We start from the raw sequence: 20952 nt of genomic DNA, 5'->3' as shown, positions 1-20952 counted from the left end.
CTCCGAACGCTGCTGACGCCGTGTCATGGTGACGCCATGGCCGCCACCGACGCCGTCCGCACCGCCGACCCGACCCGTCGCGTCCCGCCCGCCCTGGACGCCGACCCCGCCGCCCTGCGCGCCGTCCTCGACGGGCCGCACGCGGCCGTCCGCGACGAGGTGCGCGCCGCGCTGGCCGAGCACACCGACCTGCTCGACGAGCAGCGCGACCTGCCCCGCGCCGAGCTGCGCCGCCGGGTGCGCGACCTCGTCGTCGAGATCGGCGAGCGCGGCCAGGCCGCCCACGGCTTCCCCCGCTCGGTGGGCGGCGGCGGCGACATCGGCGCGTCCATCGCCGCCTTCGAGACCCTCGCCTACGGTGACCTGTCCGTCGTCGTGAAGTCCGGGGTGCAGTTCGGCCTCTTCGGCGGCGCGGTGCTCCAGCTCGGTACGCGCGCCCACCACGAGCGCTACCTGCCCGACATCCTCTCGGGCCGCCTGCTCGGCTGCTTCGCGATGACCGAGACCGGCCACGGCAGCAACGTCCAGGCGCTCGGCACCACCGCCACCTACGACCCCGCCGCCGACGAGATCGTCGTCCGCACCCCCGACGACGCCTCGCGCAAGGACTACATCGGCAACGCCGCGGAGGACGGCGAGCTCGCGGTCGTCTTCGCGCAGCTCGAGGTGGGCGGCGAGGCCCACGGCGTCCACGCGGTGCTCGTCCCGATCCGCCGCGACGGCGCGGTCCTGCCCGGCGTGCGGGTCGAGGACTGCGGCACCAAGCTCGGGCTCGAGGGCGTCGACAACGGGCGCCTCTGGTTCGACGACGTGCGCGTCCCGCGCGCCAACCTCCTCGACCGGTTCGCGCAGATCGACGACGACGGCACCTACCGCTCGAGCATCGAGAACCCGAACCGGCGCTTCTTCACGATGCTCGGCACGCTCGTCCAGGGCCGGGTCAGCGTCGGCGGGGGAGCGCTCGCGGCATCCAAGGTGGCCCTCGAGATCGCCGTCCGCTACGGGCTGCGCCGCCGCCAGTTCGAGGCCCCCGGCACCGAGGAGGAGACGCTGCTCCTCGACTACGGGATGCACCAGCGCCGGCTGCTGCCGCTCGTCGCCCGCGCCTACGCGCTGAGCGCCGCGCAGCAGGAGGTCGCGCGGCAGCTGCACGAGGTCTTCTCGCCGGACACCCCCGAGGCGCCCGAGCGCGACGTCCGCGCCCTCGAGTCGCGCGCCGCCGGCCAGAAGGCGCTCGCCACCTGGCACGCGACGGACGCCATCCAGGAGTGCCGCGAGGCCTGCGGTGGCGCCGGCTACCTGTCGGCCAACCGGTTCGCGGCGCTCAAGGCCGACACCGACGTCTTCACGACGTTCGAGGGCGACAACCACGTCCTGCTCCAGCTCGTCGCCAAGGGCCTGCTCACCGACTACTCCTCCTCCTTCGAGGACCTCGACCAGCGCGGGATGGTCCGCTTCGTCGCCGGGCTGGCGGTCGACACCGTCGTCGAGCGCACCGCGGCGCACCAGCTGCTCGAGCGCATCCGGGACGTGCTGCCCGGGAGCCGCGAGGGTGCCGACACCGATGCCGGGCTGCTCGACCCCGACTACCACCTGGCGATGCTGCGCTTCCGCGAGGAGCACCAGGTCTCCGGGGTCGCGCGGCGGCTCAAGGCCGGGGTCGACGCGGGCCGACCTCCGGGCGAGGTCTTCAACGACGTCCAGGACCACGTCATCGCCGCGGCCCGGTCGCACGTCGAGCGGCTCGTCGTCGAGGCCTTCGTCGCGCAGGTGCGGGCCCAGCCGCCCGGGCCGACGCGCGAGGTGCTCGGGGCGCTGTGCGACCTCCACGCGCTCGTGACCATCGAGGCCGACCGCGGCTGGTTCCTCGAGCACGGCCGGCTTTCGGCGCCGCGCTCGAAGGCCATCACGCGCGAGGTGACGGGGCTGCTGCGTCGCCTGCGTCCGGTCGCGCTCGAGCTCGTCGAGGCGTTCGGCATCCCGCCGGAGGTCCTCGGCGCGCGCGACCTCGTCGGCCCCTGACCCGCCTCAGCCGGCGGGCGCTGCGGGCGGGGCGGCTGGCTCGACGACGATCGCCGTCTGCCGTCCCGCGACCCGCGTGAGGACGACGGTCGCCTGCGCCCCGTCGCCGGCGCCGCGCCCGATGCGCAGCTGCCGCCGCAGCTCGTCGTCGTCCAGCCTGACCCCGCGCTTCTTGATCGTCAGCCCGGTCACGCCGTGCTGCTTGATCCAGGCCCGCAGCGTCTTGACGGTGAAGGGCATCGACTCGAGCACCGCGTACCGCCGCGCGTACGGCAGGTCGACCTCGGCGTCCGAGAGGACGTACCCGAGCCCGGTGTCGACCTCGACCCCGAGCGTCGCCCCGGTGACGGCGCCGAGCAGCCCGGCCTGCGTGACGGCGCGGTCGGGCTCGTAGAGCCAGGCGCCGATCGAGCCCGTGCCCTCGGCGGTCGGCGGCTCCGGCTCGGCCATCGTCTCGTCGACGACGACGGGGGAGCGGCCCGGCGCGAGGATGCGCGCGCTGCGGCCCGGCCGGTGCGCCAGCGGCCCCCACCAGACGGCGCACTCGAGCACCTCGCCGGCGTACGACGTCCACTGCGCCTCGGTGCCGAGCGGGATCGCGTCGTGCGGCATCGACGGCGAGAGCTTCGCGCCGGTGGCGGGCACCGCCGTCGCCACCTGGAGGACGAACTGCCACGAAGGGCGGATCTCGTCGAGCCGGAAGACCCGCTTGATGCGCCCGTGCCGGCCGGTCTGCCCCGGGATGCGACGCGCCGGGTCCAGCCAGACGCCGACCCGCGAGCGCAGCGGGTCGCGCGGCGGCTCGAACTCCTCGGCGTAGCCCTCGTGGGCGCGCGAGTCCGGCCACGGCCGCAGGTTGGTGTCGGCGACGGCCGCGGTGACCGGGTCGATGTCGACGGCCTGCACGGTCACGCCGAGCGCCGACATCGCGACGGCGTCGCTGCCGATGCCGCAGCCGAGGTCGTGCACGGTCGCGAGCGAGGCCTCGTAGAAGCGCCCCGCGTGGGTCGCGGCGACCTCCAGGCGCGAGGCCTGCTCGAGGCCGTCGGGGGTGTAGAGCAGGTCGTCGGCGAACTCGCCGAACTTCGCGACGGCCCGGGCGCGCAGGCGCTGCTGGGTGAGCACCGCGGCGACGAAGTCGGGGGCGTGGCCCTCCCGGCGCAGGCGGTCCTGGAGCCCGAAGACCGCGGCCGGGTCGTAGGCCGGGAGGGAGCGCAGGAGCTCCTTGCCGTCGGGCGACCCGAGCGCTCGCACGATGCCGACGTCCACGGCCGGACATCCTGCCACCCGCCGCTGTCGGCCCCCGCGCGAACCCCGGCGGGCCCGGCCGCCGCGCCCGGCTGGCACTCGAGTTGACCGAGTGCTAAGCGCGGCCTAGATTTGCCTCATTGGCACTCGCCCCGTGCGAGTGCCAGCGCACCCCCGGGCCGCGGTCGACCCCCGCGACGGCGAGCACGGCCCGGACGCGCACGTCCCGTCCACTTCGACTCATCCCAGCAAGGGGAGGAGCACACCGTGTCGGTTTCCATCAAGCCGCTCGAGGACCGCATCGTCATCAAGAGCCTCGAGGCCGAGCAGACCACCGCGTCCGGCCTCGTGATCCCGGACACCGCGAAGGAGAAGCCCCAGGAGGGCGAGGTCCTCGCGGTCGGCCCCGGTCGCATCGACGACAAGGGCAACCGGGTCCCGCTCGACGTCCAGGTCGGCGACCGGGTCATCTACAGCAAGTACGGCGGCACCGAGATCAAGCACGCCGGCGAGGAGTACCTCATCCTCTCGGCGCGCGACGTGCTCGCCGTCGTCGGCTGAGCAACCCGCTGACGCCGTGACCGCGTCCCGGCGGCCTCGTGCCGCCGGGACGCGTCCGGCATCCCCCTGACCCACGCGACGGGCCGGGCGCACCGCGCCGCCCGTCACCCCCAGCAAAGGACACCCATGGCCAAGGAACTGGAGTTCAACGACTCCGCCCGCAAGGCGCTCGAGCGGGGCGTCGACGCCCTCGCCAACGCCGTCAAGGTGACGCTCGGCCCGAAGGGCCGCAACGTCGTCATCGACAAGAAGTGGGGCGCCCCCACGATCACGAACGACGGCGTCACGATCGCCCGCGAGGTCGAGCTCGAGGACGCCTACGAGAACCTCGGCGCGCAGCTCGCCAAGGAGGTCGCGACCAAGACCAACGACGTCGCCGGTGACGGGACGACGACCGCCACGGTCCTCGCCCAGGCGATGGTCAAGGAGGGCCTGCGCAACGTCGCGGCCGGCGCCGCCCCCTCGGGCCTCAAGCGCGGGATGGACAAGGCCGTCGACGCCGTCTCCGAGCGCCTGCTCGAGAACGCCCGCGAGATCGAGTCCAAGGACGAGATCGCCCAGGTCGCCTCGCTCTCCGCGCAGGACGCCGAGATCGGCTCGACGATCGCCGACGCGTTCGACAAGGTCGGCAAGGACGGCGTCATCACCGTCGAGGAGTCCTCGACCGCCTCCACCGAGCTCGAGTTCACCGAGGGCATGCAGTTCGACAAGGGCTACATCTCCCCGTACTTCGTCTCCGACCCGGAGCGCATGGAGGCCGTCGTCGAGGACGCCTACGTGCTCATCAACCAGGGCAAGATCTCGGCGATCGCCGACGTCCTGCCGGTGCTCGAGAAGGTCGTCCAGTCGGGCAAGCCGCTCGTCATCATCGCCGAGGACGTCGACGGCGAGGCCCTCTCGACGCTCGTCGTCAACAAGATGCGCGGCACGTTCAACGTCGTCGCCGTCAAGGCCCCCGGCTTCGGCGACCGCCGCAAGGCGATGCTCCAGGACATGGCGGTCCTCACCGGCGGCCAGGTCGTCGCCGAGGAGGTCGGCCTCAAGCTCGACCAGGTCGGTCTCGAGACGCTCGGCCAGGCCCGTCGCGTCGTCGTGACCAAGGACTCGACGGTCATCATCGACGGCGGCGGCGACGCCTCCGACGTCGACGGCCGCGTCGCGCAGATCAAGCAGGAGATCGAGCGCACCGACTCCGACTGGGACCGCGAGAAGCTCCAGGAGCGCCTCGCCAAGCTCGCCGGCGGCGTCTGCGTCATCAAGGTCGGCGCGCACACCGAGGTCGAGCTCAAGGAGAAGAAGCACCGCATCGAGGACGCGATCTCCGCGACGCGCGCCGCGATCGAGGAGGGCATCGTCTCCGGCGGTGGCTCCGCGCTCATCCAGGCCGTCGCCGTCCTCGACACCATCGGGCTCGAGGGTGACGAGGCCGTGGGCGCGAACATCGTGCGCAAGGCCGCGGCCGAGCCGCTGCGCTGGATCGCCGAGAACGCGGGCCTGCAGGGCTACGTCGCGGTGGCGAAGGTCTCCGAGCTCCCCGCGGGCCAGGGCCTCAACGCCGCCACCGGCGAGTACGAGGACCTCGTCAAGGCCGGCGTCATCGACCCGGTCAAGGTCACCCGCTCGGCGCTGCGCAACGCGGCCTCGATCGCCTCGATGGTCCTGACGACCGACACCCTCGTCGTCGAGAAGAAGGAAGAGGAGCCGGCTGCCGCCGGTGGCCAGGGCCACGGCCACGGCCACTGAGCCACACCTCTCGCGACACCGCACGCCGCCCGGTCCCCGTCAGGGGGCCGGGCGGCGTCGTGCGTCCCGGGGGTCGTCGGGCCCCCGGCGTAGGGTCGGCGCATGCGGCTGCTCGGGGTGCTCGGCGGGATGAGCTGGACCTCGACCGAGGCCTACTACCGCGGCCTCAACGCGGGGGTGGCGGCGCGGCTCGGCGGGCTGCACTCGGCGCGCCTCCTGCTGCACTCGGTCGACTTCGCGCCGGTCGCGGCCGCCCAGCACGCCGACGACTGGCCGGGCACGGCGCGGCTGCTGGCCGACGCCGCCCGAGGGCTGGCCGCCGGCGGGGCGCAGGCGCTGCTGCTCGCGACGAACACGATGCACCGGGTGGCCGACGAGATCGAGGACGCCGCCGGGGTGCCGCTGCTGCACATCGCCGACCCCACGGCCGACGCCCTGCTCGCCGGCGGGCACCGCCGGGTCGGCCTCCTCGCGACGCGCTTCACGATGGAGCAGGCCTTCTACGCCGACCGCCTGCGCGCCCATGGCCTCGAGGTGCTCGTGCCCGGCGCCGAGGACCGCGCGCTCGTGCACCGGGTCATCTACGACGAGCTCGTCCGCGACGTCGTCCGCGAGGGGTCGCGCGCGGCCTACCGCGAGGTCGTGGGGCGGCTCGTCGACGCGGGGGCCGAGGCCGTCGTCCTCGGCTGCACCGAGATCGGCCTGCTGCTGCACGACGGCGACGCCGACGTCCCGCTCGTCGACACGACGGCCCTGCACGTCGCCGCGGGCGTCGACTGGCTCTGCGCGACCCCCTGACCTGCGCCTCTGCAGATTCTCGCAACCGCCCTTGCCCTGACTAGTCACACGGTGAATAGTGGACGCATGACGACGGGACACGTGCTGCTGGGGCTGCTGTCGAGGGGGCAGCAGCACGGCTACGACCTCAAGCGGGCGTACGACGCCGCCTTCCCGTCGGCGCGACCCATCGCCGCAGGCCAGGTGTACACGGCCCTCGACCGGGCGGCCGCCCGGGGATGGGTCGAGCTCGCCGCGGTCGAGCGCGACGGCGGCCCGGACCGCCGGGTCTACGCGCTGACCGCGGCGGGCCGGGCGGAGCTCGAGCGCTGGGCCGGGTCCACCGAGCCGCCCGACGCGCTGCTCTCGCACCCGCTCGCGACCCGCGCCACCGTCGCCATGCTGGCCCTCGGCCCCGACGCCGCCCGCTCGTTCCTCGACCGGCAGCGCGTCGCCGTCGTCGACCGGATGCGCGAGCTGACCCGCACCAAGACCGACCCGGCGCTCACCCTCGGCGAGCGCCTCGCCACCGACCACGCCATCGCCCACCTCGACGCGGACGTGCGGTGGCTCGAGGCCGCCGCCGACCGCGTCGTCGACCTCACCGAGGAGATCCGATGACCCCGCAGCCCCACGCCACCACCGACGTCGAGGCACCCCGACCGGCGGTGCCCCGGCTCGCCGCCCGCGGGATCGTCGTGCACCAGGGGCGCACCCGAGCCCTGGCCGGCGTCGACCTCGACGTCGCCGCGGGGGAGCGGGTCGCGATCACGGGCGCATCGGGGTCCGGCAAGTCGACGCTGCTGCTGGCCCTCGGCGGGGTGCTCGTCCCCACGGAGGGCAACGTCGCCCTCGACGGCGCGACCGTGTCGCACCTCGCCGAGGCCGAGCGGGCCCGGCTGCGGCGCACCCGCTTCGGCATCGTGTTCCAGTACGGCCAGCTGGTCCCCGACCTCACGGCGGTCGAGAACGTCGCGCTGCCGCTGCTCCTCCTCGGCCGCTCGCGGCGTGATGCGCTCGAGGCGGCGCGCGCCGTCCTCGCCGAGCTGCGCGTCGACGACGTCGCCGACCGCCGGCCCATCGACATGTCGGGCGGGCAGTCGCAGCGGGTGGCCATCGCCCGGGCCGTCGTGACGGCCCCGGACGTCGTGCTGGCCGACGAGCCGACCGGGTCGCTCGACAGTGTCGGCGGCGAGCGGGTCATGGCGACGCTGCTCGGCTCGGTGCGCGAGCGGGGGGCGACGCTCGTCGTCGTCACCCACGACGCGACCGTCGCCGCGTACTGCGACCGCGAGGTCCGGTTGCGCGACGGGCTCGTCGTCGGGGCGGGGGAGGGGCGATGACCTGGGCGGGGGCCACCTGGCTGGCGTTCCGCGGCGGACGGTCGGACCGGCTGCGCATCGTCCTCACGGTGGCCTCGACGGCGGTCGCGGCCGTCTTCGTCCTGCTCGCCGGGGCCGTCGTCACCTCGCCGGACCCCATGAGCGGCACGGTGTACGCGAACGTCGGGCTGTGGACCGAGCCCGGGCTCCGGGGTGGCACGGTGTTCGCACTGGCGCTGCTCTGCCTGCCCTTCCTCGCCTTCGCGGCGCAGTGCTCGCGGATCGGGGCGCCCGCCCGCGAGCGCCGGTTCGAGGACCTCGCCCGGCTCGGGGCCACGCGACGGGAGCTGCGCCGGGTCATCGCCATCGAGGGTGGCCTGGCGTCGGTGGGCGGGGTGGTCCTCGGGGTGCCGCTCTACGGGCTGTTCGCCCTCGTCGTCGGGACCATCGGGGCGCCGGTCGCCGTCGGGCCCGACAGCGTGTCGGCACCGACCCGCACCGAGTGGATGGCGGACGCCCTCCTCCTGCCGACCGACCGGGTGCCGACCTGGTGGGTCGCCCTGCCCGGCCTCGTCCTGCTGCCCCTGCTCGTGACGGTCTCGGCCTCCGTCGGTGCCGCGCGCCGCGAGGGCCGCGTCCTGCACGAGGGGTCGACGCGCCGCCGGGTGGCGCGCTCCGGAGCGCTCGCCGCGTCGGGCCTGGCCCTCGGCGGGCTGATCATCGGTCTGCTGCGCATCGCGCCCGCGCTGCCGAACATCGTCTGGCCGCTGCTGCTCCTGGCCGCGGTCGTCCTGCTGGCCCTCGGCGCCGCCGGCCTCGCCGGCGAGCTCGCGGTCCTCATCGGCGCCCGACTGGCCGTCGGGGCAGGTCGGGCGGACCTGTTGCTGGCCGGACGCCGGATGGAGGCGCAGCAGCGACGGGGTGCCTCCCGGCTCACCCTGCTGCTCGGGTGCCTCGTCGGTGGAGCGGCGCTGGTGCTCCGTGCGGACACGCTCGCCCAGATGGAACGACAGGGCGACACCGGCGGCTTCTTCGCCCAGACCTACACCCTCGTGCTCGTCGCGCTCGGGCTGGCGACGGCGGCCAGCGCGCTGGGGCTGCTCGTCGCCGAGGTCGAGGGTGTCGTCGAGCGGCGTCGCAGTCTGGCGACGGCCGTCGCCGCCGGGGTGCCGCGGGCGGTCATCGCCCGGGCGGTCGTCGTCGAGGCGGTCCTGCCGGTCGTGCCGGCGGTGGTCGTCACGACGCTCGTCGGTGCGCTCTTCGCCCGGTTCTTCGCCCTCGCCGTGTCTCAGGACGGCGCCGGGCTGCCGGCTGCCGCCCTCACCCTGTTCATCCTCGTGGTGTCGCTCGCGGCCACGGCGGCAGCGGTGGCTGCGACGGCGGCCCTGCCGGCGAGCACCGACGTCTCCGAGGCCCGCGTCCCCGCCTGAGCCTCGACGTCTTGCCCATCCGCCACCTCCGGACTCCCATCCGGGCCCCTCGGAGGTGGCGGACGGGCACTCAGTGGGTTGAGGGGGTCAGGCGGAGGTGACCCGCAGGCTGCCGCCGCCGTCGAGCGCGACGACGTCGCCGACGCGCACCTGGCGGCCGCGGCGGGTGTCGACCTCGCCGTTGACGTAGACGAGCCCGCGCTCGACGACCTCGCGCGCGGTGGCGCCGTCGTCGACGAGACCGCTCAGCTTGAGCAGCTGGCCGAGCCGGATGGACTCGTCACGGATGGGGACCTCGAGGGCGTCGTCGGGCACCGGCTCAGGCTACGCGTGGCCGCGCCCGGACGGCGAGCACGTGTGCCGTCCGGGCGCGATCCCACGGTCGCGGACCACTGGCCGTGGGCTCTCGCCCCCACGAACGGGTCCTGCGGTGGTGAGGAGCGGCGGACCGTGGGCTCTCGCCCCCACGGTCCACCGCTTCCTCGGCCGGCCCCCGGAGGGCCGACGGGTTCCCGCGTGGGGCGGGAACCGGCTTGCGGTGGCGTCCGGTCAGGACGCCAGGTGACGCTGGCGGGCGTAGACGCTCTCGCGCTCGTCCTCGGTCAGACCGCCCCAGACCCCGTAGGGCTCGCGGACGGCCAGGGCGTGCTCACGGCACTGCTGGATGACGGGGCAGGCCAGGCAGATCTCCTTGGCCGCGGTGGCGCGGCGGGAGCGCTTGCTGCCCCGCTCGCCCTCCGGGTGGAAGAACACCTCGGGACCGACCCGGCGGCAGGAGCCCTCGAGCTGCCACTCCCACAGGTCCGCGACAGGGCCCGGGAGCCGGGTGATCTCGGCCATTGCTCCACCTCCACGATGATCGTGTGCCGCCCCCCTCGGGTGGCACGTGTTTCACCGTATGGGGGCTTTGTCGATCTCCGGGCAAGCGCCGGGTAAGGCTTTGGTCAAGGGTTGCGCGGGTCCCTCAAGTCCGCAACCGGAGCGACGACCGCCGGCCGGCGCCCGGCCCGTCCGGCACCGACCGGAGGGGGACGTAGAATCGGGTGATGAGCCTCGGACTCGACGAGACGCGCGACACCACCACCCCCGCTGCGGTCGACACGCCGGCCGTCAGCGCGGCCTCCGCGGAGCCGGTGCCCGCCGGCCCCTTCGCGGCCCTCGGCCTCACCTACGACGACGTCCTGCTCCAGCCGGGCGAGACCGACGTCATCCCCAGCGAGGTCGACACCACCTCGCGCCTGACGCGCGACATCTCGCTGCGCGTCCCGCTCGTGTCCGCCGCGATGGACACCGTCACCGAGGCGCGGATGGCCATCGCCATGGCGCGCAACGGCGGCCTCGGCATCCTCCACCGCAACCTCTCGATCGAGGACCAGGCCTACCAGGTCGACCTCGTCAAACGGACGCAGACCGGGATGATCTCCAACCCCGTGACGATCGGACCGGACGCGACGCTCGAGGAGCTCGACGACATCTGCGGGCGCTACCGCGTCTCCGGGCTGCCGGTCGTCGACCCGGGGGAGCACCTGCTCGGCATCGTCACCAACCGCGACCTGCGCTTCACGCCGGTCGCCGAGTGGGCCGACACCCTCGTGCGCGACGTCATGACGCCGATGCCGCTCATCACCGGCCACGTGGGCATCAGCCACGAGGAGGCGACGAGCCTGCTGCGCCAGCACAAGCGCGAGCGCCTGCCGATCATCGACACCGAGGGTCGCCTGCGCGGGCTCATCACCGTCAAGGACTTCGTCAAGTCAGAGCAGTTCCCGCACGCGAGCAAGGACGCCGACGGCCGCCTGCTCGTCGGTGCCGCGGTCGGCTACTTCGGCGAGGCCTGGGAGCGGGCGGCCACGCTCGTCGACGCCGGTGTCGACGTCCTCGTCGTCGACACCGCGCACGGCCACGCCCGCCTCCTCCTCGAGATGATCGAGCGCGTCAAGAAGGACCCGGCGCTGCGCCACGTCCAGGTCATCGGGGGCAACGTCGCGACCCGCGCCGGGGCGCAGGCGCTCGTCGACGCCGGGGTCGACGCCGTCAAGGTCGGTGTCGGGCCGGGGTCCATCTGCACCACGCGCGTCGTCGCCGGCGTCGGGGTCCCGCAGGTCACCGCCATCTACGAGGCGTCCCTCGCGTGCCGCCCGGCCGGCGTGCCGCTCATCGGCGACGGCGGCCTCCAGTACTCCGGCGACATCGCCAAGGCCCTCGTCGCGGGCGCCGACACCGTCATGGTCGGCTCGCTGCTCGCCGGCTGCGAGGAGAGCCCCGGCGAGCTCGTCTTCATCAACGGCAAGCAGTTCAAGGCCTACCGCGGGATGGGCTCGCTCGGCGCGATGTCCTCGCGCGGCAAGAAGTCCTACTCCAAGGACCGCTACTTCCAGGCCGACGTCACCTCGGACGACAAGATCGTCCCCGAGGGCATCGAGGGCCAGGTCGCCTATCGCGGCCCGGTCGGCGCGGTCGTCCACCAGCTCGTCGGGGGCCTGCACCAGTCGATGTTCTACGTCGGCGCCCGCACCACCCGCGAGCTCAAGGAGCGCGGCCGCTTCATCCGCATCACGACGGCGGGCCTGCGCGAGTCGCACCCGCACGACGTGACCGGCATCGTCGAGGCCCCGAACTACAGCTCCAGCCGCTGACGGCCTCGCCCCGGGTCGTGGGTCCGGGGCGGACGACGTAGGGTGCGGCGGATGCGCCGACTCCTCGTCCTCCTGCCGCTGCTCCTCGCGGCGCTCGCCGGGGGCTGCGGCAGCGCTCCCGGCCCCGTCGAGCCGTCGCGCTCGGCGAGCCGGCCCGACCCGTCGCTGCCCCAGCGGGCCCCCACCCCCTCGCCGGTGCCCGTCGAGGGCGGGGTCGTGAGCGCCGTGCCCCGGCCGACGCCGGCTGCTCCGGCGCCGGTTCCGCCGGCCGGCGAGGGATCGAGCTCCACGGCCGGGTCGGGAGGCGGCGCGAGCCTCGAGGGCGACACCCGCAACCAGGTCGTCTGGGCGCCGCTGTCCGACCCGTCGGCGGTGCGCTCGGAGGGCTCGGTCGGCTCGACGAAGGCGTGGTCGACGTCCAAGGTCCTCGTCGTCGCCGCCTACCTCGACACCGCCGTCGACGGCGACCCCTCGCGCATCCCGTCCGCCGAGCGGGGATGGATCAGGGCCGCGCTGACCGCGAGCGACGGGGACGCCGTCGTCGCCGTCCGCGAGCGCATCCCGGGCAGCCCCGGCGCCGCCATCACCGCCGTGCTGCGCTCGATCGGGGACACGAGCACGGTCGCGCCCGACCGCAGCCAGGGCGCGATGTCGTGGACCCCGCGCGAGCAGGTGCGCTTCATGGCCGCCCTCGCCGCCGGCCGGGTCGTCAGCCCCGAGGCCAGCGCCTTCCTCCTCGAGCAGATGCGGCCGATCCCGCAGCACCGCTGGGGGCTCGGGACGATCGGGGCGTCGACGTTCAAGGGTGGCTGGCTCACCTCGGCGTCCGAGACCCGGCAGATGGGCATCGTCGACGGGTACGCCGTCGCCATCATCACCGTGGGCCAGGGGCCGGCCGTCGTGCAGACCGACGGCGATGCGGCACACGTCGAGCAGATGAACCGGCTCGCCGCTCTCCTCGCGACCCGCCTGCGCTGACCGCAGTCCCGCTCCGGCCGCCTGCCCGCGGGGTGTGCACGAACTGACACTTTCGACGATTGGTGCACGCTCGGACTCGGGCCCGGGGCGCTGGGGTGTGCAGAAATCGTCGCTTTCGTCGATTGGTGCACGGTCGAACTCGGGCTCGGGGCGCTGGGGTGTGCACAAATCGTCGCTTTCGTCGATTGGTGCACGCTCGGGGTCAGGGGGTCGTCAGGGCGTCCCGCCACGAGAGGGCGGCCAGCCCGCCGTCGGCGCTGCGGTCGACGGAGTCCGCGGCGAGCAGCGCGTGGACGATCGCCCGGGTCACGCACCCGGCGGCGGCGTCGTGCAGCTCGACGAGGTCGAGCGGCTCGGGCGCCGGGCGGGCCCCGGTCGCGAGGGAGAAGACGGTGTCGCCGTCGAAGGCCGTGTGCACCGGGGAGAGGGCGCGGGCCATCCCGTCGTGCGCGACGGTGGCGAGGCGGCGGCACGCGGCCTTGGTGAGCCCGGCGTCCGTGGCGACGACCGCGAGGGTCGTGGCGCGGCCGGGGCGCAACGCCTCGGCCCGGCCGGCGCGCTGCGCCTCGACCTCGGCGCGCCGGGCGGCCAGGTGGCGCTCCAGCGCGGTGGGGGACGGGTCCGGCAAGCCGTCGAGCTCGTCACCCAGCCCCCACGCGGCGCCGAGCAGCGACCCGTCGCGGGCCAGCGGCGACCCCACGGCGTTGACGACGACGAGCGCCCCGACGGTGACTCCTGAGTCCAGCACCGCGGACGCCGTCCCGACCCCGCCGCGCAGGCCGCCGGCCCTGGCGCCGGTGCCCGCGCCGACCGACCCCTGGGCCACCGGACCGGTCGATGCGGCCGCGTGCGCCGTCGCGCCGTCGGCGGGGCCGGGGTGGTGGCGCCAGACCCCGGCGCGACCGAGGTCGAAGACGATCGCCGAGGGGACGATCGGCACGCGCTCGTCGGGGCCTGGGCCCACGGGCCAGCCGCGGCCCGCGGCCCACACGGCGTCGGCCACCCCGTCGGCGGCCGCGAGGCCGAACGCGCTGCCGCCGGCGAGGACGACGGCATCGACCGCGTCCACGGCGTTGGCGGGGTCGAGCAGGTCGGTCTCTCGGGTGCCCGGCCCTCCGCCGCGCACGTCGACACCGCCGACCGTCCCCGGCGGTGGCAGCACGACGCTCACCCCGGTCAGCCAGCCGGGCTCGTCACGGGTGGCGTGGCCGACGAGGACGTCCTCGACGTCGGTGATCGCGTTGTGGGTCCCGGGTCGCACGCCCCCAGCATGGCCGATGCCGGCCCCGCGTCAGCGGGACCGGCACCGGTCGGGGGGAGGGAGAGCCCTCAGTGGATGACCACCGGCGGCGCCAGCTCGTCGGCGTCGGCACCCTCGAGGAGGTGCGACTCCTCGTGCTTGCGCGGGAGGAACGCGGCCGAGACCAGCGTCAGGGTGACGAAGCCCGCGGCGAACCAGAAGGTGTGCGCGTAGGCGTCGGCGGCGACGTCGGCCACCCGCGCCCCGAGGGCCGCGACCGCGGCCTGCGGGTCGCCCGCCTGCTGGGCGAGGAACTCCCCGACGAGCGGCACCTGGGCCAGGACGCCCTGCGCCGCCTCCGGTCCCTTGGTCTGGAGGGTCTCGAGGTAGAGACCGCCCTGGCCGACGAGCGGCCGGTCCTTGAACGCGTTCGTGAGGATGACCGAGAAGATCGCGACGCCGATGGAGCTGGCGACCTGCTGGGTGATGTTGAGCAGCGTCGTGCCGCGCGCGACCTCGTGGTGGTTCAGCGTCTTGAGCGCCGAGGTCATGATCGGCATCATCGTGCCGCCCATCCCGAGACCCATGACGAACAGGACCGGGATGATGAAGCCCCAGTGCGAGGAGTCGGCGTCGATCTGGGTCAGCGCGAACATGCCGCCCGTGATGAGCAGCAGCCCGAACGGCACGATCCGGCCGACCGGGAAGCGGTCGACGAGGGCGCCGGCGATCGGCATCGTCAGCATCGCGCCCAGGCCCTGCGGGGCGAGGATCCAGCCCGCCGAGAGCGGCGTCTCGCCCTGCACCTGCTGGAGGAACTGGGGGATGAGCAGCAGCCCGCCGAAGAAGGACGCGGCGAAGATGAACATCGTGATGATCGCGACCGTGAGGTTGCGGTTGCGGAAGAGCCGCAGGTCGAGCAGCGGGTGCTGCGGCCGGAAGCTGTAGATGACGAACGCGACGATGAGCAGGACGCCGACGATGCCGGGCCCGAGGACCTTCGCGTGGGCGACGCCGCCCTGCTCGGGGATCGAGGAGACGCCGTAGAGGAAGAGCGCGAGGCCCGGCGACATCATGAGCACGCCGCGCCAGTCGAGGGACTCGGAGGGGTGCGGACGGTCGGCCGGCAGCGCGAACCAGCTGTACCCGAGGGCCACGAGGCCGATCGGCAGGTTGATGAGGAAGATCCAGTGCCAGCTGAAGTGGTCGATGAGCCAGCCGCCGAGGATCGGGCCGAAGATCGGGCCGAGGAGCATCGGGATGCCGAGGACCGCCATGAGCCGGCCCATCCGCTTCGGGCCCGCGGCGCGGGTCATGATCGTCATGCCGAGCGGCATGAGCATGCCGCCGCCGAGGCCCTGGAGGACGCGGAAGGCGACGAGCATCTCGATGCTCGTCGCGGCGGCGCAGAGCACCGAGCCGGCGGTGAACAGCGCGACGGCCGTCATGTAGAGGCGCTTGGTGCCGAACCGGTCGGCGGCCCAGCCCGAGAGCGGGATGACCGTGGCGAGCGCGAGGGTGTAGCCGGTGACGGTCCACGCGACGGTGGAGTAGTCGAGCGGGACGCCGTCGACGGCGAAGTCCTGCTGCAGCGTGCGCAGCGCGACGTTGACGACGGTGATGTCGAGGATGGACATGATCGCCCCGAGGACGACGACGCCGGCGATCTTGAGGACCGCGGCGTCGATCTTCTCGGGGTACTCCGGGGGCGCCGTGGGGGCGGGTGCTGCTGCTGACACGTGGGCTCCATGTCGGGGGTCGAGAGGCGGATGGCCGCGCCGGGCGGCGAGAGGTCGCCGGACCCGCACGGGCGGGTGGCGACGGTGCCGTGGACCAGTGTGACCCAGCCCACCGACAGGCGGGTAACCAATTCGGGGGCCCCCGTCTTCCCGGTCCGGGGGGAGCGGGCCGAACGGCCGATGCGGACGTCGGTAGGCTGCGCGGGTGACCGAGATCGAGATCGGCCGTGGCAAGCGCGGTCGCCGTGCGTACTCCTTCGACGACATCGCCATCGTGCCCTCGCGGCGCACGCGCGACCCCCAGGAGGTGTCCACCGGCTGGCAGATCGACGCGTACCACTTCGACCTGCCCGTCATCGCGGCCCCGATGGACTCGGTGATGTCCCCCGAGTCGGCCATCGCCTTCGGGCAGCACGGCGGGCTGCCGGTGCTCGACCTCGAGGGCCTGTGGACCCGCTACGAGGACCCCGCGCCCCTCCTCGCCGAGATCGCGACGCTCGACCCGGCTCTCGCGACGCAGCGGATGCAGGAGATCTACCGCGCCGAGATCCAGCCCGAGCTCGTCACCGAACGGCTGCGCGAGATCCGCGCGGCGGGCGTCACCGTGGCCGGCGCCCTCACCCCGCAGCGCACCCAGCAGCTGTGGAAGACCGTCGTCGACGCCGGGGTCGACCTCTTCGTCATCCGCGGCACGACCGTCTCGGCCGAGCACGTCTCCGGGCGCGCCGAGCCGCTCAACCTCAAGCGCTTCATCTACGAGCTCGACGTGCCGGTCATCGTCGGCGGCGCAGCCTCCTACTCGGCCGCCCTGCACCTCATGCGCACCGGCGCGGCCGGCGTTCTTGTCGGCTTCGGCGGCGGCGCGGCGCACACGACCCGCGTGACGCTCGGCATCCACGCCCCGATGGCCTCGGCCATCGCCGACGTCGCGGCCGCCCGCCGCGACTACCTCGACGAGTCCGGGGGCCGCTACGTCCACGTCATCGCCGACGGCGGCGTCGGCACGAGCGGCGACGTCGTCAAGGCCGTCGCCTGCGGTGCGGACGCCGTGATGCTCGGGGCCGCGCTGGCCCGCGCCACGGACGCGCCCGGCCGCGGCTACCACTGGGGCGCCGAGGCCCACCACCCCGAGCTGCCGCGCGGCCACCGCGTGCACGTCGGCGCCGTCGCGCCGCTCGAGGAGGTCCTCTTCGGCCCCAGCCGCGTCGCCGACGGCACGACCAACCTCGTCGGTGCGCTGCGCCGGGCGATGGCGACGTCGGGCTACCTCGAGCTCAAGGAGTTCCAGCGCGTCGAGGTCGTCGTCGCGCCCTACCAGCGCAGCTGACGCCGCTCGGCGGGCCACGTCCGCGCCGCTCGTCCCGTCCGTCCCACGCGTCACCCGCGCCCCCAGCCCCTCGTCCCACGCGCCACCGGCGTATCGGGTGACCCGATACGGGCGCGCCTCACCCCGGAACGGTTCCCCGGCGAGGCGCGTGGTTCTCGGGTGGAGCACCCCGGGGCCGTCGCCGCGGAGCGCTGACCGGGGGCTTCGCCGGAGCAGGTGACGGCGGACCCGCCGGTGGTTACCCTGCGGTAATGCCCGACGTCATCGTGGACCCGGAGACCGACCCCCGCGCCACCTACGCGGTCGACCCGGCGCGGGTGCGCGCCCTCGCCGCGCGCGTCGTCGCCTCGGGGGAGCCGCTGACGACGCACACCCCGATGACGGGTGCGCCCCTGGCGACCTTCCCGACGTCGACCGCCGCCGACGTCACCGTCGCGGTCGCCCGCGCCCGGGCCGCCCAGCGCCGCTGGGCCGGGGTGCCGGTCGCGCAGCGGGCCCGCCTGCTCCTCGCCCTGCACGACCTCGTCCTCGAGCGCCGCACCGAGCTGCTCGACCTCGTCCAGCTCGAGAGCGGCAAGGCGCGCAGCCACGCCTTCGAGGAGGTCGCCGACGTCGCCATCGTCTGCCGCCACTACGCGCGCCGCGGCCCCGGCCACCTCGCCCCCGAGCGCCACCTCGGCGTCTTCCCGCTGCTGACGCGCAGCACCGAGCACCACCGTGCCAAGGGCGTCGTCGGCATCGTCTCGCCGTGGAACTACCCGCTGAGCCTCGCGGTGACCGACGCCCTGCCGGCCCTCCTCGCGGGCAACGCGGTCGTGCTGCGGCCGGACCCGCAGGGCACGCTCACCGCGCTCGCGGCCGTCGCGCTCATGGTCGAGGCCGGCTTCCCCGACGACCTCGTCCAGGTCGTGCTCGGCCCCGGCGAGACCGGCCGCGCCGTCGTCGCCCAGGCCGACTACGTGTGCTTCACCGGCTCGACGGCCACCGGCCGCGAGGTCGCCGCGGCGGCCGGCCGGCGGCTGGTCGGCTCCAGCCTCGAGCTCGGCGGCAAGAACGCCGTCTACGTCGCCGACGACGCCGACCTGCGCCGCGCCGTCCCCGGCATCCTGCGGGCCTGCTTCGCCTCCGCCGGCCAGCTGTGCGTCAGCGCCGAGCGCCTCGTCCTGCACGAGGCGGTCGCCGACGAGTTCCTCGGCCGCTTCCTCGAGGCCGTCGCCGGGCTGCGCCTCTCGACCGCCCTCGACTGGGACGCCGACATGGGCAGCCTCGTCGGGCCGGCCCAGCTCGAGCGGGTGCTCGGCCACGTCGACGACGCCGTCGCCAAGGGCGCCACCGTGCTCGCCGGCGGCCGGGCGCGCCCCGACGTCGGCCCCTACGTCGTCGAGCCGACCGTGCTCGCCGGCGTGACCTCCGCGATGGCCTGCCGCGACGAGGAGACCTTCGGGCCGGTGGTCTCGCTCTACCGGGTCGCCGACGACGACGCCGCGGTCGCCCTCGCGAACGACACCGAGTACGGCCTCAACGCGTCGGTGTGGACGCGCGACGTGCGCCGGGGGCGGGCGCTCGCCGCCCGCATCCAGGCCGGCACGGTCAACGTCAACGAGGGGTACGCCGCCGCCTGGGGGAGCATCGGCTCGCCGATGGGCGGGATGAAGGCCTCCGGGCTCGGGCGCCGGCACGGGCGCGAGGGCATCCTCAAGTACACCGAGGCGCAGAACGTCACCGTCCAGGGCCTGGTCAACGTCGCGGACCTGCCCGGGCTGCGCGGCGCCCGCTACGCCTCGGCGCTGACCGGGGCCCTGCGGGCGATGCGCGCCGCGAGGCTCCCGTGAGCGCCGACGCACCGCGGCCGTCGACGGACACCGAGCCGGACGTCGACCTCGTCGTCATCGGGTCCGGCTTCGGTGGCTCCGTCGCGGCGCTGCGGGCCGCCGAGAAGGGGCACCGGGTGCTCGTGCTCGAGGCCGGCCGGCGCTTCGAGGACGAGGACTTCGCGCGGACGTCGTGGGACCTGCGCCGCTTCCTGTGGGCACCCCGGCTCGGCTGCTACGGCGTCCAGCGCATCCACCGGCTGCCCGACGTCGTCGTCCTCGCGGGGGCCGGGGTCGGGGGCGGCTCGCTCAACTACGCCAACACCCTCTACCGGCCGCCGTCGGCGTTCTACCGCGACCCGCAGTGGCGCGACCTCGCCGACTGGGAGGCCGAGCTCGCCCCGCACTACGACACCGCCAGCCGGATGCTCGGCGTCGTCACCAACCGCTGCGACGGCCCCGTCGAGCGCGCGATGCTCGGGGCCGCGGAGGACCTGGGCGTCGCGGACACGTTCCGGCGCACCCCGGTCGGCGTCTTCTTCGGCAAGCCCGGCGAGACCGTCGACGACCCCTACTTCGGCGGAGCGGGCCCGCGCCGCACGGGCTGCACCGAGTGCGGCAACTGCATGGTGGGCTGCCGGGTCGGCGCGAAGAACACGCTCATGAAGAACTACCTCGCCCTCGCCGAACGGCTCGGCGTGGAGATCCGCCCGCTGCGCACCGTCACCCGGCTCGGGCCCGTCCCGGGGTCGGACGCCGGTGACGGCGAGCCCCTCTACCGCGTCCTGCACGAGCGCACCGGGCCGGTGGGCGGCCGGGACCGGCAGGTCGTGACGGCCCGTCGCGTCGTCGTCGCCGCCGGCACGTGGGGCACCCAGACGCTCCTGCACGCGATGCGCGACGAGGGCGAGCTGCCCTCCCTCTCAGCGCGGTTGGGGCACCTCACGCGCACCAACTCCGAGGCGCTCGTCGGCGCGATGACCGAGCACGCGCCGCGCGACGTCGACCTCACCCGGGGCGTCGCCATCACCACGAGCTTCCACGTCGATGCCGACACCCACGTCGAGAACTGCCGGTACGGCGTCGGCTCCAACGCGATGGGCCTGCTCGCCACCCTCGGGGTGCCCGGCGGCACCGGGCGGCCGCGGTGGCGAGAGTTCCTGGCGATGGTCGCGCGCGACCCGCGCCCGCTCGTGCGGATGCTGCCGACGACGCGACGGTGGAGCGAGCGCATCGTCGTCGGGCTCGTCATGCAGAGCCGCGACAACTCGATCCGCGTCTCGCTGCGGCGCAGCCTCGGCCGTCGCCGACTCACCTCGCAGCAGGGCCACGGCGAGCCGAACCCCACGTACATCCCGCAGGGGCAGCGGGCGATGGAGGCGCTGGCCGGCCGGATCGCCTCGGCGACAGGGGAGTACACGGTGGCCGGCGGGTCGTGGCCCGAGGTGCTCGACGTCCCGATGACCGCCCACTTCCTCGGCGGGGTGCCGATCGGCGGCTCGCCCGACTCCGGTGTGCTCGACCGCTACCAGCGCGTGTGGGGCCACCCGGGCGTCTCCGTGCTCGACGGGTCGGCGATCTCGGCCAACCTCGGGGTCAACCCGTCGCTGACCATCACCGCGCAGGCGGAGCGGGCGATGGCCTTCTGGCCCGGTCGCGGCGAGCCGGACGCGCGGCCGACGCAGGCCGAGCTCCTGGCCGACCCGGGGCGGTCAAGGCGCCACGCCGTGACCGTTCCGCCACGACCGGTGCGCCCGTTCGGGTCGGGGGCTGACCGAACGGCCGGATGCAGCGACTGATCGTCCGTCGTCGACCGCCACGTCGCGCCCCGCGCCGGCGTGCGGTCCTACCGTTGCAGGACCCCGCTGCCCCGTCGTCGGAAGAGGTCCCCGTGCCCGTCCAGCCCCCGCGCCGCACCACCACCCCCGGTGCGCACGGTCGTCTCGGACCCCTCGGTGCGCGCCTGGTCGTGGCGATCGTCGCGACCACGGCGGTCTCGGTGCTGCTCGTCGCGGCACCCGCCGGGGCCGGTGACCTCCCGACCGCCGGGCCCTTCGTCGTGCACGAGGCCCCGTCGCGCTGAGCCGCCGGGGTCGTCGGGCCTGCCGGGTCCGTCGG

Annotated in this window: 18 protein-coding genes; 13 read left to right on the top strand and 5 right to left on the bottom strand. The window is 74.7% G+C overall.

Annotated elements, in window-relative coordinates:
* Positions 1 to 36 precede the first annotated feature (36 nt).
* On the top strand, positions 37 to 2022 hold the full coding sequence (locus tag HL663_RS18520) for an acyl-CoA dehydrogenase family protein (RefSeq protein WP_173029799.1): 1986 nt from the start codon (positions 37 to 39) through the stop codon (positions 2020 to 2022).
* A 6-nt stretch (positions 2023 to 2028) separates the two neighbouring features.
* On the opposite strand, the gene HL663_RS18515 is transcribed toward HL663_RS18520, so the two are convergent.
* Entirely contained in the window at positions 2029 to 3291 is a 1263-nt protein-coding gene (locus tag HL663_RS18515; protein ID WP_173029798.1) for a class I SAM-dependent methyltransferase, read from the bottom strand.
* 246 nt (positions 3292 to 3537) lie between these two features.
* Between HL663_RS18515 and groES the strand changes: the two genes are divergently transcribed.
* The 6 genes from groES (at position 3538) to HL663_RS18485 (ending at position 9103) form a co-directional block, all read left to right on the top strand.
* A complete protein-coding gene (gene groES, locus HL663_RS18510) occupies positions 3538 to 3831 on the top strand; it encodes a co-chaperone GroES (protein WP_173029797.1) in 294 nt (97 codons plus the stop codon).
* A gap of 126 nt (positions 3832 to 3957) precedes the next feature.
* On the top strand, positions 3958 to 5574 hold the full coding sequence (groL, locus tag HL663_RS18505) for a chaperonin GroEL (RefSeq protein ID WP_173029795.1): 1617 nt from the start codon (positions 3958 to 3960) through the stop codon (positions 5572 to 5574).
* Positions 5575 to 5676: 102 nt separating this feature from the next.
* Complete coding sequence (locus HL663_RS18500) at positions 5677 to 6372, top strand: aspartate/glutamate racemase family protein (protein ID WP_173029794.1); 696 nt, start codon at positions 5677 to 5679, stop codon at positions 6370 to 6372.
* A 66-nt stretch (positions 6373 to 6438) separates the two neighbouring features.
* The gene (locus HL663_RS18495; RefSeq protein WP_173029793.1) at positions 6439 to 6972 is read left to right on the top strand and encodes a PadR family transcriptional regulator; all 534 of its coding nucleotides are present in this window, start codon (positions 6439 to 6441) and stop codon (positions 6970 to 6972) included.
* Positions 6969 to 7694 (top strand): ABC transporter ATP-binding protein, encoded by a 726-nt coding sequence (locus tag HL663_RS18490; protein ID WP_173029792.1) that lies wholly within the window; start codon positions 6969 to 6971, stop codon positions 7692 to 7694. The genes HL663_RS18495 and HL663_RS18490 overlap by 4 nt, the downstream gene beginning before the upstream one ends.
* Positions 7691 to 9103 carry an FtsX-like permease family protein gene (locus HL663_RS18485; protein WP_173029791.1) on the top strand — a complete coding sequence of 471 codons (1413 nt, stop codon included), beginning with the start codon at positions 7691 to 7693 and terminating at the stop codon, positions 9101 to 9103. Before HL663_RS18490 ends, HL663_RS18485 begins: the two co-directional genes overlap by 4 nt.
* An 87-nt stretch (positions 9104 to 9190) precedes the next feature.
* Here HL663_RS18485 and HL663_RS18480 read toward each other — a convergent pair whose 3' ends face one another.
* Positions 9191 to 9418: an RNA-binding S4 domain-containing protein gene (locus HL663_RS18480; protein ID WP_030528816.1), complete on the bottom strand. Its 228-nt coding sequence runs from the start codon at positions 9416 to 9418 to the stop codon at positions 9191 to 9193.
* 234 nt (positions 9419 to 9652) lie between these two features.
* Entirely contained in the window at positions 9653 to 9943 is a 291-nt protein-coding gene (locus tag HL663_RS18475; protein WP_173029790.1) for a WhiB family transcriptional regulator, read from the bottom strand.
* Positions 9944 to 10149: 206 nt separating this feature from the next.
* On the opposite strand from HL663_RS18475, the gene guaB reads away from it, so the two are divergent.
* Both guaB and HL663_RS18465 read left to right on the top strand, forming a co-directional pair.
* A complete protein-coding gene (guaB, locus tag HL663_RS18470) occupies positions 10150 to 11739 on the top strand; it encodes an IMP dehydrogenase (protein ID WP_286175787.1) in 1590 nt (529 codons plus the stop codon).
* A gap of 51 nt (positions 11740 to 11790) precedes the next feature.
* On the top strand, positions 11791 to 12717 hold the full coding sequence (locus HL663_RS18465) for a serine hydrolase (RefSeq protein WP_173029789.1): 927 nt from the start codon (positions 11791 to 11793) through the stop codon (positions 12715 to 12717).
* 202 nt (positions 12718 to 12919) lie between these two features.
* Here the strand turns inward: HL663_RS18465 and HL663_RS18460 are convergent, their stop codons facing one another.
* Positions 12920 to 13978 carry a P1 family peptidase gene (locus HL663_RS18460; RefSeq protein WP_173029788.1) on the bottom strand — a complete coding sequence of 353 codons (1059 nt, stop codon included), beginning with the start codon at positions 13976 to 13978 and terminating at the stop codon, positions 12920 to 12922.
* Positions 13979 to 14046: 68 nt separating this feature from the next.
* Positions 14047 to 15696, bottom strand: coding sequence for a DHA2 family efflux MFS transporter permease subunit (locus tag HL663_RS18455; protein ID WP_286175786.1), 1650 nt, complete (start codon positions 15694 to 15696; stop codon positions 14047 to 14049).
* A 205-nt stretch (positions 15697 to 15901) separates the two neighbouring features.
* Here HL663_RS18455 and HL663_RS18450 point away from each other — a divergent pair, with 205 nt between their 5' ends.
* The 4 genes from HL663_RS18450 (at position 15902) to HL663_RS18435 (ending at position 20917) form a co-directional block, all read left to right on the top strand.
* Entirely contained in the window at positions 15902 to 17023 is a 1122-nt protein-coding gene (locus tag HL663_RS18450) for a GuaB3 family IMP dehydrogenase-related protein (protein ID WP_173029786.1), read from the top strand.
* Between the two features lie 251 nt (positions 17024 to 17274).
* The gene (locus tag HL663_RS18445) at positions 17275 to 18855 is read left to right on the top strand and encodes a succinic semialdehyde dehydrogenase (RefSeq protein WP_173029785.1); all 1581 of its coding nucleotides are present in this window, start codon (positions 17275 to 17277) and stop codon (positions 18853 to 18855) included.
* Positions 18852 to 20633 carry a GMC family oxidoreductase gene (locus HL663_RS18440; RefSeq protein ID WP_216842632.1) on the top strand — a complete coding sequence of 594 codons (1782 nt, stop codon included), beginning with the start codon at positions 18852 to 18854 and terminating at the stop codon, positions 20631 to 20633. Before HL663_RS18445 ends, HL663_RS18440 begins: the two co-directional genes overlap by 4 nt.
* Before the next feature lie 92 nt (positions 20634 to 20725).
* Positions 20726 to 20917 (top strand): hypothetical protein, encoded by a 192-nt coding sequence (locus HL663_RS18435; RefSeq protein ID WP_173029784.1) that lies wholly within the window; start codon positions 20726 to 20728, stop codon positions 20915 to 20917.
* The last annotated feature ends 35 nt before the right edge of the window (positions 20918 to 20952 follow it).

Origin of the sequence: Arthrobacter sp. NEB 688, assembly GCF_013201035.1 — a bacterium.
Taxonomy (GTDB): domain Bacteria; phylum Actinomycetota; class Actinomycetes; order Actinomycetales; family Dermatophilaceae; genus Phycicoccus.
Note: the sequence above shows the minus strand (reverse complement) of the source record. Positions and strands in the feature narration are given on the sequence as shown.

Excerpts from the sequence above, each read along its gene's own strand:
- HL663_RS18520 (WP_173029799.1), top strand. The coding sequence starts at position 37 with ATGGCCGCCACCGACGCCGTCCGCACCGCCGACCCGACCCGTCGCGTC.
- groL (WP_173029795.1), top strand. The coding sequence starts at position 3,958 with ATGGCCAAGGAACTGGAGTTCAACGACTCCGCCCGCAAGGCGCTCGAG.
- HL663_RS18500 (WP_173029794.1), top strand. The coding sequence starts at position 5,677 with ATGCGGCTGCTCGGGGTGCTCGGCGGGATGAGCTGGACCTCGACCGAG.
- HL663_RS18495 (WP_173029793.1), top strand. The coding sequence starts at position 6,439 with ATGACGACGGGACACGTGCTGCTGGGGCTGCTGTCGAGGGGGCAGCAG.
- HL663_RS18490 (WP_173029792.1), top strand. The coding sequence starts at position 6,969 with ATGACCCCGCAGCCCCACGCCACCACCGACGTCGAGGCACCCCGACCG.
- HL663_RS18485 (WP_173029791.1), top strand. The coding sequence starts at position 7,691 with ATGACCTGGGCGGGGGCCACCTGGCTGGCGTTCCGCGGCGGACGGTCG.
- HL663_RS18475 (WP_173029790.1), bottom strand. The coding sequence starts at position 9,943 with ATGGCCGAGATCACCCGGCTCCCGGGCCCTGTCGCGGACCTGTGGGAG.
- guaB (WP_286175787.1), top strand. The coding sequence starts at position 10,150 with ATGAGCCTCGGACTCGACGAGACGCGCGACACCACCACCCCCGCTGCG.
- HL663_RS18465 (WP_173029789.1), top strand. The coding sequence starts at position 11,791 with ATGCGCCGACTCCTCGTCCTCCTGCCGCTGCTCCTCGCGGCGCTCGCC.
- HL663_RS18445 (WP_173029785.1), top strand. The coding sequence starts at position 17,275 with ATGCCCGACGTCATCGTGGACCCGGAGACCGACCCCCGCGCCACCTAC.